This window comes from Eoetvoesiella sp. (genome assembly GCF_035555955.1).
Taxonomy (GTDB): domain Bacteria; phylum Pseudomonadota; class Gammaproteobacteria; order Burkholderiales; family Burkholderiaceae_B; genus Eoetvoesia.
In genome coordinates, this window is sequence record NZ_DATMGA010000066.1 from 267,199 (window position 1) to 280,076 (window position 12,878).

The window sequence follows — 12,878 nt, forward strand, 5'->3', positions numbered from 1 at the left end:
CGGCCCGGCGGCAAAATTCCCGCCGCCGGGCCGCCTCGAACGCCTAGAACGGAAAGCCGCGCTTGCCGAGCTGGGTGGTTATCCATTTGAGTTCGGTCATCTCGTCCATCGAAGCGCGGCCCCCCTCCCGGCCGACGCCGCTGTTCTTGATCCCGCCGAACGGCACATGGGGCTCGTCGGCCACGGTGCAGTTATTGATGTGCACCATCCCGGCTTCCAGACGCAGCGCGAGGTCGAAGGCTTTTTGCAGGTCGTTGGTCATGACGGCCGACGACAGCCCATAGGAAGTGTCGTTGGCGATGCGCAGCGCCTCTTCGGAGTCCGCCGCCCGGATGACGGAAGTGATGGGCCCGAAGGATTCTTCGCCGTACATTTTCATGTCGGGCGTAACGCCCGCCACCACGGTGGGCTGGTACAGCGAACCATCGTGCTTGCCGCCGCACAGCAGCTTCGCCCCTTTGGCCACGGCATCTTCCACATGCCCGTTGATGACCGCGCACTGGGACTCACGGATAAGCGGCCCGATGATGGTGGAAGGATCGTGCGGGTCGCCCGTCTTCAACGCCGAAGCCTTGGCGGCGAATTTTTCGCAGAACGCGTCGAACAGCCCCGCCTCGACGATGATGCGGGAACTGGCCATGCACACCTGGCCTTGATGAAAATAGATGCCGAACGCCGCGGCGTCGACCGCGTAGTCGAGATCAGCATCGTTCAACACGATGAACGGGTTCTTGCCGCCCATTTCCAGCGTAAGGCGCTTGAGGCTCTTGCCCGCCTGCGCCGCCAGCAGCCGACCGACTCGCGTCGAGCCGGTAAACGTCACCATCTTGACGCGCGGATCGTTCATCAGGATTTCACCCACCATTTCCGAAGGCCCGGGAACGACATTGAGAACCCCCGCAGGCAAACCCGCCTCTTCGAAAATAGATGCGATTTTCAGGCCGATGACCGAGGTATATTCGGACGGCTTGAGCACGAATGTGTTGCCCGCCGCCAGGGCGAAAGCCACTTTCTTCATGGCCAGCAGGAACGGAGCATTGAACGGCGCTATTCCGGCGATCACGCCAAGAGGCTGGCGAATGGTCATGCCGACCTGGCCCGGCGCGGTGAGAGGCAGGGTTTCGCCCGTAACCTGCCGCACCAGCCCGGCCGCCACGCGCAGCAGCTCGATGCAATAGCCGATTTCGAACATGGCCTTGCCGAACACCGACCCGGACTCCTCGATGATGACCTCGCGCAGCTCGTCGGTGCGGGCGGCGATGATGTCGGCCGCCTTGATCAGGATGGCCTCGCGCTGCGCGGCAACCATGTTCTTCCATGGGTCGCGCGCCTTGTATGCGGCGGCAATGGCATCGTCGACATCCTGGGCCGATGCTTGGGCCACATAGGCGTATATGTCGCCGGTCAGCGGATTGAAATCCTCGCTGACCTGCTGTTCCGAGCCAGGCCGCCAAACCCCGTCGATATACAAGGGGCTGATGTCCTTGACCACGGCTTTGATATCGTTCGCACTCATGATTTCCTCCAGAATAGTGGGCATTGTCTATTTATGGTTATGTCTTCCATTTTGCAGCCTGCATGCGCGCGTTTCTCGTCTGCATGCGCAACGCAATGTGCTCCATGCGCGGGCATGAAGCTTTGGCGCCGCCACCCTCCGTCGGGGGCTGGAGTCGGGCCTCATTCGGTGGTAACGTAAATATGGCGGCAACGCGCCATCGCTGCCGGCACATTGGCGATTCCGCCGACCGCTCCTGGAGACGAACTAAACGGCTTCGGCTTTTCAGCCGCCGGAGGTTTGCAATGAATACCGATTTTTCGACCGACTCCGTCGCCGCCGACCGGCGTCTGGCGTACTGGCGCGATATGGTCTGCACCACGTTTGCGGATATCGAATGCCGAGCGCTTTCAAACGCGCCTTTTCATGCCAGCCTGGCCGACTCGGGACTCGACGACGTCCACTTTTGCGAAAGCAGCGCCAGCCCGGTGCAGATCAGCAAGAACGATGCCCTTGTCCGGCGCAGCACCCATAGCAATTTCATGCTCTGCATTCAGCAGGAAGGCCTTTGCGTTGTCGATCAATGCGGCCGCGAAGCACGCCTGTTCCCCGGCGACGCAGCCCTGCTAGATTCCGTGCGGCCCTACCGCGTTACATTCCCCACGCCGTCGAAGCAGCTCATCGTGCACATGCCTCGCGAGGCCCTGCTCAACGTGCTGAGCGATGCCGAACACCGCAACGCCCACCGGCTCTCGGGCGCGCGCGGCACCGTGCGGCTGGTCGCGCAATTCATGCAAGGGCTGTCGGCGCAACTGCATCGCGACGGCGCCATCGGCGCCGGCGGCGCCGTGGCGGGCGCCCTCAAGACGGGAGCGCTGGAGCTCATTGCGTCGGCATTGTCCGACGCCGATCCGGCCAGCGAGCAGCCTGCGCAGATCGCGCGGTATCGTCTGCTTTATCGCGCCCGGCGCTATATTGAAAGCCAATTGGCCAACCCCGAACTCACCATCGATCTGGTGGCCAGCCAGCTCTCGGTTTCCACCCGCCGCCTGCAGCAGGTTTTCAAGGACTGCGGCCTCGAACCACCGTCCCGGTATCTATGGCAGCAGCGCCTGGAACACTGTAAAGCGGCCTGCGAATCGCCCGAATTTGCACAGCACAGTATCGGCGACATCGCGCTCATGCACGGCTTCAATGACTTTTCGCATTTCAGCCGCAGCTTCAAGGCCGCTTACGGCTGCACTCCCCGGGAATACCGCAATGCCCGCGGCTGAATGCCTGCCGACCCCGAGGGCGGGGCGGCTTCGCCACGATACGAGAGGCCTTCGGCACAGTATCGACCGTGCCGCCTGACCCCGGCCTGAAGTCCGAGAGGCTGGCGCTCTGGCTCGTGGTCAGTACGCGGGATCCTTGTCGAACCTGTCCAGATCGAAATAGCGCGAGGTGGAATTGCCTTGGTCCTCGGAGGGCTTCTTGGGCGCCGACAACTGCGCCGGAGGAACGGTTTCGGGCGGCCGGATATCGACGGACTTGACGGCGTCCGGATCAAAGCCGGGCGTAGCGGGAAGCGCCCCCCGGGCAGAGCCGGAAGCCGGGCCCGCAGCGCCATAACCAGCTGCGGATCCCAAAGCGGAATTGTTTTGCGCCGCGCCGCCGGCCTGTCCTGCGCCGCTGGCCTGCGCCTCGTCAGCCTGCCCGGCTGCGCCGGCCGCTGCGCGATCCCGAGCCCGCTGCGCCCGTCGCTCCGCCAGAACCTTCTGGCTCAGCTGATCGAGCTTGGCGGCCAGGCTGTCGTGCCCGCGCAGGCGCGCCCAGTCGGCGGCGCTTTGTTTCTTGAGGTTCAGCGTGGTCGAGTCGGCCCCGGCATAAAGCAGGGCGCGCACCACATCTTCATCGCCCGAAAACGCCGCCATCATGAGGGGAGTCGTGCCGTCGGGCGAAGGCGCGTTGACGATGGCCTTATTGGCCAGCAGAAATTCGACCATCTTGAGATTGCCCTTGGAGGCCGCATAGTGCAACGGCGTCCAGCCCAGCCGGTTGACGTGCGCGCCGCGCTTGATCAGGGCCTGAGCCCGTTTGACGTCCCCTACGATGGCCATGTACATGAGCGGGGTTTCGTGATTGCGATTCTCGATATTGACGTCGATGCGCCTATGGGCAAGCAGCAGGTCGTACACCCGCCAGGAGCCCTCGCGGATCGCCAGCATCAGGGCGGGCAGCCCGTCGGGATTCAGAGCATTGGGGTTCTCGCCCTGGGCCAGGGCGTCCTTGACGTCCTCCACGCGGTCGTTGGCGATGTCGAGCCACCATTCCGACGACGCGGCGGCCCTGGCCGCCATGCAGGCGATCAGCAGCGCCAGGCCAACGGCCCACAGCCACGCCCATTTTCCGGTTTCCAACGGCCTGGTCATTTTGCTTATCATCGTGTTCACGCCAATCGCTTGTTGGTGAAGAGGAACGCCGGGAACCGTCGGCGCCCGGCATCATAATCAATAAATAACATTAATTTAAATTAGTAAATTATTGAAATTAAACAACTATTATAAAATTCTTAATGTTTTACTTTAAATGATAAAAATTAAAGCAACACATCAAAACTAAAACCTAATCAATTGAAATTAATAATATTTAAAAAATTATTCAATCAAAATCTATAAATAGAATTAAATTATCGTTCTATTTTATTGAAAAGATTGAAGAAATTATCGGTCGAACAGCGCGCCACCTCGGCAACCGCAATCCCCCGCAAATCCGCGATCTTTTCAGCTACATGAATCACCTTGGACGGGTCATTGGCCTTGCCCCGGTACGGCACGGGCGCCAGATAGGGGGAATCCGTTTCGATAAGCAGGCGATCCAGCGGCAGCCGGGTAGCCAGGTCCTGCAGGTCGGCGGCCTTCTTGAACGTGACGATGCCCGACAGCGAAATATAGAAATTCATGTCCATGGCCGCCTTGGCCACTTCCCACGACTCGGTAAAGCAATGCATGACGCCGCCGATCTCGTCCGCGCCCTCTTCACGCATGATGCGTAAAGTGTCTTCGCTGGCCGAACGGGTATGGATGATGAGCGGCAAACCGCTTTTGCGGCTGGCGCGGATATGCGTGCGGAAACGCTCGCGCTGCCACTCCAGCGGTTCGGAAAGGCGAAAATAATCCAGCCCCGTCTCGCCGATGGCAACCACCTTGGGCGCCCTGGCCATCTCGACCAGCCCGTCGACCGTGGGCTCCTGGGTGTCTTCATAGTCAGGATGCACGCCCACCGAGGCATACAGGTGCGGATGGGGCGCCACCAGTTCTATCAGACCGGGCCATTGCGGCAAGTTCACACTGACCACCAGGGCGTGACTGACCCGGTTTTGCTCCATGCGTGCCAGAATATCGGGCAAATTCTGGGCAAGCTCGGGAAAATCCAGATGGCAATGGGAATCTACATACATGGCAAAACTCGAAATGAAAAAGATCGCAAAATGGTTGCAGGCTCAGGGCCTGTCAACAAGTCTCAACGGACCCTAAGCCTGCCGCCGCGGTCGGCAGGCTTGCGCCGCGTGCGACAAAACGCTGTAAACGAATAGTTTAGTATTTAATGGGTGATCCGCCACGGCGCGCTGCTGCATCAGCCACTTGCCGGTCTCGGCCAGGCTGGACGGCGAAGCCGCCCCGGCGACCCGCGCCGTAGAATCGCCAAGTGCCGGAAAATACCGGACCGGCGCCGACGAGGCCGCCAGCGACAAATCAAAAAACAGGCGCTGCAAGGCGTCGATCCAGCCGGCGGGCGGGTCTTTTTCAAGACTATCGGCCAAGGCCCCGATATCGGGCGCGCCGCCCTGGGCCGCAGCCAGAACAAACTGCTCGAGCCATGCCGGGCAGGCGCGCTCGCCCGCGTCTCGCATGGACAGAGCCCGCAAAGGCGCTCCGCCTGCCGCCGCCAGCCACTGCGTCGCATCACCCAGCCCCTGAGCAGCCAGCCAGCCAGTGCTTTCGGCCATGGAAGGCACGGGCAAGGGCAGCCTGCGGCAACGGGAAACCAGCGTCGGCAGGATACGGTCGGGGGCATCCACCACCAGTAAAAATACCGTGTGCTCGGGCGGCTCTTCGAGCACCTTGAGCAAGGCATTGGCGGAAACCGCATTGAGCGCTTCGGCGGGATACAGCACAGCCACCCGCCAGCCGCCGCGATGCGTGGCGGTGTTGAACCAGGTCGACAACCCCCGCAGCTGCTCGACACGGATATCCTTGGACGCCGTTTTTTTCGATGCCGCGGATTCAGCGGCGGACTCGTCGGGCTGATCCCCCCCCTCTTCCTGCGCCACCGCATCGGGCCGTATGCGGCGCAAATCGGGATGATTGCCGCTGGCCACCCATTGGCAGGCAGCGCAATGGCCGCAGGCCAGCCCGTTTTCCGGCGCTTCGCACAACAGGCTGGCCGCCGCGGCCAGAGCGAACTGGCGCTTGCCGATGCCGGCCATGCCGTGAATCAGCCAAGCATGGGCAAAGCGCTCGCGCTGGCCCAGCCAGGCTTTGGCCAGGCCTTCCTGCCATGGAAAAAAGCGTGGTATGTCGCTCATGCGCCAGCTTCCTCGCTGCCGAAGGCACGCCAGGCAGCGATCAATTCCTGGGCCTGGCCGCGCAACTCGGCGCGCACGGCCTCCATGGGCCGGGTGGAATCGACGACGCGCAATCTGCCGGGGCATTGCTGCGCGCGCTCGTGGTAAGCCCGGCGCGTGCGTTCGAAAAACGCATCACCCTCTTTTTCAAAGCGGTCCAGGTCGCGGCTGCGGGCCAGGCGCTCGCGCGCCACGTCCAAGGGCACGTCGAACAGCCAGGTGCGATCGGGCTGCAAATCGGGATGCACCCATTGCTCCAGCGCGGCAATGGCCTCGGCGCCCAATTCGCGCCCCCCGCCCTGGTAGGCGTAGCTGGCATCGGTGAACCGGTCGCATACCACCCACTTGCCGGTCCGCAGCGCCGGCTGGATGACGGTTTGTATGTGCTCGCAACGCGCCGCGAACATAAGCAGGGTTTCCGTCTTCAGGTGCATGGGCTGGCTCAGCACCATTTGGCGCAGTTGCTCACCCAGCGCCGTGCCGCCCGGTTCGCGCGTACACAGCACCGGAATGCCCTGGCTTTGGATATGCTCTACCAGCCATTGCACATGCGTGCTTTTGCCTGCGCCGTCCAGGCCTTCCAGGGTGATGAAGCAACCGCGTCTGCCTTGCATTATTTTCTCTGCCCAAGTATGTATTTGGATACCGCCCGATTGTGCGAATTCAGGCTTTCGGAGAACTCGCTGGTGCCGTCGCCCCGCGAAACGAAATACAGGAATTTATGCTGTTCGGGGTGCAGGGCCGCATACAGGGAGGCTTTGCCGCTGGATGCGATGGGCGTGGGAGGCAGGCCGCTGCGCGTATAGGTGTTCCAGGGCGTATCGGTGGTCAAGTCCTTTTTACGGATGCGCCCTTGATAAGCATCGCCCATGCCGTAGATGACGGTGGGGTCGGTTTGCAACGGCATGCCCAGGCGCAGCCGGTTCACGAACACCCCCGCGACCCGCGCGCGATCCGCACCGTCGCCGGTTTCCTTCTCGATGATGGAAGCCAGGATGAGGGCCTCGTAGGGAGTCTGGATGGGCAGGTCGGGAGCGCGCTGCTCCCACATGGCGGCCAGCAGCTTTTCTTGCGCCAGGTAGGCCCGGCGCAAAATATCGTAGTCGGACGTGCCAGGCACGAAGACATAGGTATCCGGGTAAAAAAGGCCTTCGGGGCTGCCGTATGCCGAGCCCAGCCGCGCCAGCAATTGCGCATCGGTGATATCGCCCAATGTTTGCTTGATATTGGGGTTCTCGCGCAATGCCTGGCGTATGCGCCGGTACGACCAGCCTTCGATCAGGGCCAGGCTGGTCTGGGTCATGTCGCCATCGGCCATGCGCTGCAGCAAGACCGAAGGCGTATCACCCTTGACGGCTTCGTACGCGCCCGCCTTGATCAGGGTGTCGCGGCCCGTAAGCCGGGCCAGCAGGACGAAGGCATCGGCGTTCATGTCGATGCCTGCCTTGCGCATGGCCTGCGCAACGCTGCGGGGACGGCTGCCCATTTCCACCTGATAGTCGACATGTTCCGCACCAAGTGCCACCGGTCTGTTGGCCCAATACCAGAAAGCCGCCGAGATCCCGGCCATCGCGATGAAAGCCAGGAGCAGCACCCACAGGACGAAGCGTTTGAATCTGTTCATTGTTTCAAGTGTAGCCGAGGCGGACGGCCTCGCCGGCGCGGCGGCCGGAAATACGTAACCAGCATTGAACGGCGGGATCGGGATGCTGTGCCGGGACGGCGGCGCCCCAGGCCCGCGATGCCCGCCTGGGCCATGGGCAAACCTCGCCGGCGGCAATGCCTTGGCGGCAATATTTTCGGAAAGACCGTATCATAAACGCTACCCATTCCTGTGTCTTGAAAATCCGCCGCACCATCCATGACCGAACCCCTCGAAAACACTGCCGTCCCCCTGGAACAACTCGCCGTCATCGAAATTTCCGGCGCCGACGCAGCCACCTTCCTGCACGGCCAGCTCACCCACGACATCGCCCAGCTGCCCCCCGGCCTGGCCTGCCTGGCCGGCTACTGCACCGCCAAGGGACGGCTGCTGGCCAGCCTGGTCGTCTGGCGCGCGCCGCAATCCGAGCCGCCCGCATTCCATGCCCTCATTGCAAAAGACATCGCCGAAACCGTGGTCAAGCGCCTGTCCATGTTCGTGCTGCGCGCCAAGGCCAAGCTCGCCGTCACCACGCTGCCCGTGCAAGGAATCGTGCTGCGCCGGGACGAGGCGAAACAGGCGGAACAAGCCCTGGAGCGGGCGGGCATTGCCGGCGCCTCGCTGCCATCCGACCCATCGCCCTACACGGTCGTCCACTTGCCGGACGCTGCCTGCATCGCCGCGCCGAGCGCTGACGCCGGCGCGGCCCGATGGTGGATCGTCGGCAAAGCGGGCGCCGCCGCGCAACCGGGCGCAGAGGCTCTTTGGCGGGCCGCCGACATCGCAGCGGGCTTGCCCTGGATCGTGGCCGCCACGCAAGACACCTTCATCCCGCAGACGCTCAATCTCGATCTCATCGACGGCGTCAGCTTTACCAAGGGGTGCTATCCCGGCCAGGAAGTCGTCGCCCGCAGCCATTACCGGGGCACCATCAAGCGGCGCATGGCCCATGGCCTGATCGAACCCGCACCCGCTTCGGAGCCGCTGCCGGGCGCCGACATCTACGACGCCCGGCAGCCCGAGTCGCCCTGCGGCCGCGTGATCAACGCCGCCAGCACGGAAACGGGCTGCCACCTGTTGCTGGAAGTACAGTTGGCCGATCTGGACTCGGCCGATTTCAGGCTGGAGACGGCCGAGGGCGCGACAATCCGCATTCAGCCCCTGCCCTACTCCATCGCCGCCTGAGAGCGCCCGATATCCGGGGTTGATGCCGGCGGCCACCACGCTGCGCGGACGAACCGGCCGCAATATACTTTCGATGCCGGGCGGCTCCGATAGGAGTCTTGCGCTACCGGCCGAGATCGGCCAGAGGATGCGGCGTGTCTTCGGGCCAGGGTTGGACGAAATAGCGCCGCACCCATTCCTGGCTGGCGCAGGCCAGCGAAGCCGGACTCCAGCGCGGCGATTTGTCTTTGTCGACCAGCAAGGCGCGCACCCCTTCCTGGAAATCCCCCATGGCCATGCATTGCAGCACCGCCATGTATTCGCGGCGGAACACATCGGCAAGGGAAAGCGTGCGCACGGACCTGAGCAAGGTAAAGGAAAGCCGCGCGGCGCCCGGGGAGCCATGCTTGAAGGTCTGGGCCGCCTGCTTCACCCAGGCGTTTTCATAATCGGTCAGGGCCAGCAGGTTGGCGCAAATGGCATCGAAATCCGGCCCGGAACACTGGTCGGAAATCAGCGCAAAATGAGCCTGCAACGGCCCGGAAAGCGCCATCGAGCCCGGCTGCAGGGAACGCAAGACCTGGTGCAGCCGGATATCGTTTTCGTTTCGAACCTCGGACCACGCCTGGGCGACCAGCGCCTGCCTCAATTCTTCCCACTTCGAGGACTCGACGAAATAATCGGCCAGCCCCAGGAACTGGCAATCGCTGGCGCCCAGCTGCGCGCCGGTCAGCGCCAGAAACATGCCGATGCCGGCGGGAAGATGGCCCAGCATCCAGGTGCCGGCAACGTCCGGAAACATGCCGATGGTGATCTCGGGCATGGCAAAGCGCGTGGTTTCGCCGACCACCCTGTGGCTGGCTCCCATCATGAGCCCCACGCCGCCGCCCATGACGATGCCCGACCCCCAGCACAGCACGGGTTTGGCATAAGTATGGACAGCATAGTCCAGCCGGTATTCGGCCTCGAAGAACTGCCTGGCGTATGTATTGTCCCAGGGATGGCCGCTTACGTTGGCAAGCACCGTATCGTAGAGCTTGCGCACGTCGCCGCCGGCGCAAAAGGCCTTCTCGCCAGCTCCCTTGAAAATGACGAAGGCGATGGAACGGTCGTTTTCCCATTGCTTGAGCCGCAAGCCGATTTCCCGGCACATTTCCAGGGTCAGGCCGTTCAGGCTGCGCGGGCGGTTAAGCGTGACCACGCCGATTTTCTGCTTGCCCACCGCCGACCATGTGTCGAATAAAACCGCTGCGTCCATGATGATCGCCTCCTTGGTTCGCTCTTAGGCTTTGGTCAAACGCCGCTTCTGGCCGCGGCGGCGAGCTTGGCCTTGCGTTTGCGCGGACGATTGCGCGCCTTGATCATGAATGCCTGACGATGCAGGGCGCGCCTGCGCCGCGACTCCATGGGGTCGAACACCAGCGGGCGGTAGATTTCGATGCGATCGCCGTCGGCCAGCACCCTTTCTTCGGAGCAGGCCTGCCCATAGATTCCCGCCGCCGGGCGGCCTGCCGCCGCATCGGGAAACGCCTCGGCAAACCCGCTGGCCTCCAGCGCCTGCCCAAGCGTGGCGCCCGGGGGCAGCGCCAGGGTTTTATGCCATACGGCGCCGGGCCGCGCATACACCACCTGCACGGTCATCGCGGCAGGCCCGGCGGCGGTGCTACTCGCCATAACAGACCTGCGCGCGCTGGGTGAACGAATCGATGAAGCTGGTGGCGATCCGGTTGAACACCGGCCCTACCACCATTTCGAGCGCCCGATTGGAAAACGCGTATTCCATGGTGTAAACGACCTTGCACGCGTCTTCGGCCAATTCCTGGAACTGCCATTTGCCCGTCAAGGCGGAAAAAGGCCCGTCCACCAGATTGAACGTGATCTGGCTGGGATAATCGTGCTGGTTGCGCGTGCTGAAGGTTTGCCGTATGCCGGCGAAACTGATGGTAATGGCGGCCTGCATGCCATGCTCGTCGCGCTCCTGGACCGTGGTTCCGCCGCACCATGGCATGAACTCGGGGTATTTTTCCACGCCGGCCACAAGATCGAACATTTGCGCGCAGCTGTAGGGAACCAAAACGGAGCGTTGAACGGTATGCATCGAATGTCGTTAATGGATAGAATGTATTGATTTTACCTACTACTATAGCAACATTGATTCATGAGCATTGTCGAAAACCGCAAGGCAACCCACGATTACTTCATCGAAGACCGCTACGAGGCGGGCCTTGTGCTGGAAGGCTGGGAAGTCAAAGCCATACGCGCCGGCCATGTGCAAATCAAGGAAAGCTACGTCATTGTGCGGGACGGTGAAATCTTCATAGTCGGCATGCACATCAGCCCGCTGCCCACGGCTTCCACCCATATCCACCCGCAAAACACCCGCACCCGCAAGCTGCTCCTGAAGGCCGAGGAAATCAGCAAGCTCATCGGCAAGGTCGAGCAGCGCGGCTACACGCTGGTGCCCTTGAACCTGCACTACAAGAACGGCCGCATCAAGCTGGACTTCGGCCTGGGGCGCGGCAAAAAGCTGCACGACAAGCGCGACACCGCGCGCGACAAGGACTGGGCGCGCGAAAAAGAACGCATCATGAAGCACGACACCCGCCGCCGCGACAGCTAGCGCGCTGTTTGCTAGACAGCCAGTACGTGTCCGGCTAATTCGTTGGCAAAAGGGAAAAGCCTTCGAGCTGCAACAGGGCCAGCTTGCGATCCAGGCCGCCGCTGTAGCCGGTAAGCAGGCCGCTGCCGGACACCACCCGATGGCAGGGAATGATGATGCTCAGGGGGTTGCGCCCCACGGCCGCTCCCACGGCTCGTCCGTGCCCCGCCGACAGGCCGGCGCTGCGCGCGACGTCGCCGTAGGACACCAGCTCGCCGTAAGGAATCTTCAGCAAGGCATCCCAGACTTTTTTCTGGAATGCCGTGCCCTGGGGCCGCAAGGGCATTTCGAAACTACGGCGCTTGCCCTGGAAATACTCGATGATCTCGGTTCTGGCCTGCTGGAACACCTGCCTGGCCGGCGCGGGGGTTTCCTCTTGCATGAACGCCAGCGGGCCGTCATCCACGGCCAATGCCGGCGCGACGGCTTCCGGTTCCGCGGCGAACAGGTCGCCGTCTTGCGACCCGTTCTTGACGGCCCTGAACGTGCGGATGGGCCTGCCTTCGTGCTCGCCCGCCGAAGGGTCGAAATGGTCGGGGCGCATGGGCGCAAATCCGTCGAGATTGGGGCAATCTCTTTGGCCGATGAAATACAGGCCCGACAGCGCCGCGCCGTCGGACGACAACAACAAAGCGCCCAGGGCGCTGGGCATGCTGGCATGGAAGATCATGGATCCAGTATAAGGCATCGAGGCTTGTCGACAGGACACTAGTGCAGCTTGACGCGTGGCGCGCTGCGCTTGAGCAACAGGCGGCCGATGGCGATGTTGATGGTGCGCACCAGCCCCAGGACGGCCCGGTGATGCATGAGGTGCAGGCTCATGTACATGAGGCGCGCCACCAGGCCCTGCACGAACATCTTCCTGCCCGACAGAACACCCATGAGGCTGCCCACGCCGCGATTATGGCCCAGCGAGACCAGGGAGCCATAGTCCTTGAAGAGGAAGGCCTTTGCGGCCGGCTCCTTGCCTTCGATACGGGCGGTCAGGACGGAAACAAGGAAATCGGCCTGCTGGTGGGCGACCTGGGCACGCGCCGGCAGAAAACTATCGGTGCCGTCCCACGGAGCCTGGGCGCAATCCCCGATGGCGAAGATGGCGGGATCCTCGGTTTGCAAGCCCGCATCGACAATGACCTGGTTGATGCGATTGAGCGGCAGGCCCGTGTTCTTGAGAATATCGGGGGCCTTGATGCCCGCCGCCCATACGCACAGGTCGCAGGGATAGCGGCGGCCCTCGGTATCGAGCACGGCATCGGCCTCGATGGCGGCCACCTTGACCGAGGTGCTGACGGTAACGCCCCTGTCGTTCAGC

The 12,878-nt window shown here is 62.7% G+C and carries 14 protein-coding genes; 3 read left to right on the forward strand and 11 right to left on the reverse strand.

Going from position 1 to position 12,878, the window contains the following annotated elements:
- Positions 1 to 43: 43 nt before the first annotated feature.
- On the reverse strand, positions 44 to 1,516 hold the full coding sequence (locus VNT00_RS16235) for an aldehyde dehydrogenase family protein (RefSeq protein ID WP_325589350.1): 1,473 nt from the start codon (positions 1,514 to 1,516) through the stop codon (positions 44 to 46).
- A gap of 284 nt (positions 1,517 to 1,800) precedes the next feature.
- Here VNT00_RS16235 and VNT00_RS16240 point away from each other — a divergent pair, with 284 nt between their 5' ends.
- Positions 1,801 to 2,769: an AraC-like ligand-binding domain-containing protein gene (locus VNT00_RS16240; RefSeq protein WP_325589352.1), complete on the forward strand. Its 969-nt coding sequence runs from the start codon at positions 1,801 to 1,803 to the stop codon at positions 2,767 to 2,769.
- 120 nt (positions 2,770 to 2,889) lie between these two features.
- On the opposite strand, the gene VNT00_RS16245 is transcribed toward VNT00_RS16240, so the two are convergent.
- From VNT00_RS16245 to mltG, 5 genes are all read right to left on the reverse strand, one after another.
- The gene (locus VNT00_RS16245) at positions 2,890 to 3,906 is read right to left on the reverse strand and encodes an ankyrin repeat domain-containing protein (protein WP_325589354.1); all 1,017 of its coding nucleotides are present in this window, start codon (positions 3,904 to 3,906) and stop codon (positions 2,890 to 2,892) included.
- Positions 3,907 to 4,163: 257 nt separating this feature from the next.
- Positions 4,164 to 4,934 (reverse strand): TatD family hydrolase, encoded by a 771-nt coding sequence (locus VNT00_RS16250; RefSeq protein ID WP_325589355.1) that lies wholly within the window; start codon positions 4,932 to 4,934, stop codon positions 4,164 to 4,166.
- A 72-nt stretch (positions 4,935 to 5,006) separates the two neighbouring features.
- Positions 5,007 to 6,062 (reverse strand): DNA polymerase III subunit delta', encoded by a 1,056-nt coding sequence (gene holB, locus VNT00_RS16255; RefSeq protein ID WP_325589357.1) that lies wholly within the window; start codon positions 6,060 to 6,062, stop codon positions 5,007 to 5,009.
- Positions 6,059 to 6,715 carry a dTMP kinase gene (tmk, locus tag VNT00_RS16260; RefSeq protein WP_325589359.1) on the reverse strand — a complete coding sequence of 219 codons (657 nt, stop codon included), beginning with the start codon at positions 6,713 to 6,715 and terminating at the stop codon, positions 6,059 to 6,061. Before tmk ends, holB begins: the two co-directional genes overlap by 4 nt.
- On the reverse strand, positions 6,715 to 7,725 hold the full coding sequence (mltG, locus tag VNT00_RS16265) for an endolytic transglycosylase MltG (protein ID WP_325589361.1): 1,011 nt from the start codon (positions 7,723 to 7,725) through the stop codon (positions 6,715 to 6,717). The genes tmk and mltG overlap by 1 nt, the downstream gene beginning before the upstream one ends.
- A 237-nt stretch (positions 7,726 to 7,962) precedes the next feature.
- On the opposite strand from mltG, the gene ygfZ reads away from it, so the two are divergent.
- On the forward strand, positions 7,963 to 8,928 hold the full coding sequence (gene ygfZ, locus VNT00_RS16270) for a CAF17-like 4Fe-4S cluster assembly/insertion protein YgfZ (RefSeq protein ID WP_325589363.1): 966 nt from the start codon (positions 7,963 to 7,965) through the stop codon (positions 8,926 to 8,928).
- A 103-nt stretch (positions 8,929 to 9,031) separates the two neighbouring features.
- On the opposite strand, the gene VNT00_RS16275 is transcribed toward ygfZ, so the two are convergent.
- Genes VNT00_RS16275 through VNT00_RS16285 form a run of 3 tightly spaced genes read right to left on the reverse strand, consistent with a single transcriptional unit; the run spans position 9,032 to position 11,005 of the window.
- Entirely contained in the window at positions 9,032 to 10,165 is a 1,134-nt protein-coding gene (locus VNT00_RS16275; RefSeq protein WP_325589365.1) for an enoyl-CoA hydratase/isomerase family protein, read from the reverse strand.
- Positions 10,166 to 10,200: 35 nt separating this feature from the next.
- Positions 10,201 to 10,581: an RnfH family protein gene (locus tag VNT00_RS16280; protein ID WP_325589367.1), complete on the reverse strand. Its 381-nt coding sequence runs from the start codon at positions 10,579 to 10,581 to the stop codon at positions 10,201 to 10,203.
- Positions 10,571 to 11,005 carry a type II toxin-antitoxin system RatA family toxin gene (locus VNT00_RS16285; RefSeq protein WP_325589369.1) on the reverse strand — a complete coding sequence of 145 codons (435 nt, stop codon included), beginning with the start codon at positions 11,003 to 11,005 and terminating at the stop codon, positions 10,571 to 10,573. The genes VNT00_RS16280 and VNT00_RS16285 overlap by 11 nt, the downstream gene beginning before the upstream one ends.
- A gap of 60 nt (positions 11,006 to 11,065) precedes the next feature.
- On the opposite strand from VNT00_RS16285, the gene smpB reads away from it, so the two are divergent.
- Positions 11,066 to 11,527, forward strand: a complete 462-nt coding sequence (gene smpB, locus VNT00_RS16290; RefSeq protein ID WP_325589371.1) for an SsrA-binding protein SmpB — start codon at positions 11,066 to 11,068, stop codon at positions 11,525 to 11,527.
- A 34-nt stretch (positions 11,528 to 11,561) separates the two neighbouring features.
- On the opposite strand, the gene VNT00_RS17900 is transcribed toward smpB, so the two are convergent.
- Complete coding sequence (locus VNT00_RS17900; RefSeq protein ID WP_414650942.1) at positions 11,562 to 12,254, reverse strand: methylated-DNA--[protein]-cysteine S-methyltransferase; 693 nt, start codon at positions 12,252 to 12,254, stop codon at positions 11,562 to 11,564.
- A gap of 20 nt (positions 12,255 to 12,274) precedes the next feature.
- Positions 12,275 to 12,878 (reverse strand): NAD(P)/FAD-dependent oxidoreductase (locus VNT00_RS16300; protein WP_325589373.1); only part of this gene is annotated, 604 nt, incomplete at its 5' end.

Excerpts from the sequence above, each read along its gene's own strand:
- smpB (WP_325589371.1), top strand. The coding sequence starts at position 11,066 with ATGAGCATTGTCGAAAACCGCAAGGCAACCCACGATTACTTCATCGAA.
- VNT00_RS16240 (WP_325589352.1), top strand. The coding sequence starts at position 1,801 with ATGAATACCGATTTTTCGACCGACTCCGTCGCCGCCGACCGGCGTCTG.
- VNT00_RS16280 (WP_325589367.1), bottom strand. The coding sequence starts at position 10,581 with ATGGCGAGTAGCACCGCCGCCGGGCCTGCCGCGATGACCGTGCAGGTG.
- VNT00_RS16245 (WP_325589354.1), bottom strand. The coding sequence starts at position 3,906 with ATGACCAGGCCGTTGGAAACCGGAAAATGGGCGTGGCTGTGGGCCGTT.
- holB (WP_325589357.1), bottom strand. The coding sequence starts at position 6,062 with ATGAGCGACATACCACGCTTTTTTCCATGGCAGGAAGGCCTGGCCAAA.
- VNT00_RS17900 (WP_414650942.1), bottom strand. The coding sequence starts at position 12,254 with ATGCCTTATACTGGATCCATGATCTTCCATGCCAGCATGCCCAGCGCC.
- tmk (WP_325589359.1), bottom strand. The coding sequence starts at position 6,715 with ATGCAAGGCAGACGCGGTTGCTTCATCACCCTGGAAGGCCTGGACGGC.
- ygfZ (WP_325589363.1), top strand. The coding sequence starts at position 7,963 with ATGACCGAACCCCTCGAAAACACTGCCGTCCCCCTGGAACAACTCGCC.
- VNT00_RS16235 (WP_325589350.1), bottom strand. The coding sequence starts at position 1,516 with ATGAGTGCGAACGATATCAAAGCCGTGGTCAAGGACATCAGCCCCTTG.
- mltG (WP_325589361.1), bottom strand. The coding sequence starts at position 7,725 with ATGAACAGATTCAAACGCTTCGTCCTGTGGGTGCTGCTCCTGGCTTTC.
- VNT00_RS16275 (WP_325589365.1), bottom strand. The coding sequence starts at position 10,165 with ATGGACGCAGCGGTTTTATTCGACACATGGTCGGCGGTGGGCAAGCAG.
- VNT00_RS16285 (WP_325589369.1), bottom strand. The coding sequence starts at position 11,005 with ATGCATACCGTTCAACGCTCCGTTTTGGTTCCCTACAGCTGCGCGCAA.
- VNT00_RS16250 (WP_325589355.1), bottom strand. The coding sequence starts at position 4,934 with ATGTATGTAGATTCCCATTGCCATCTGGATTTTCCCGAGCTTGCCCAG.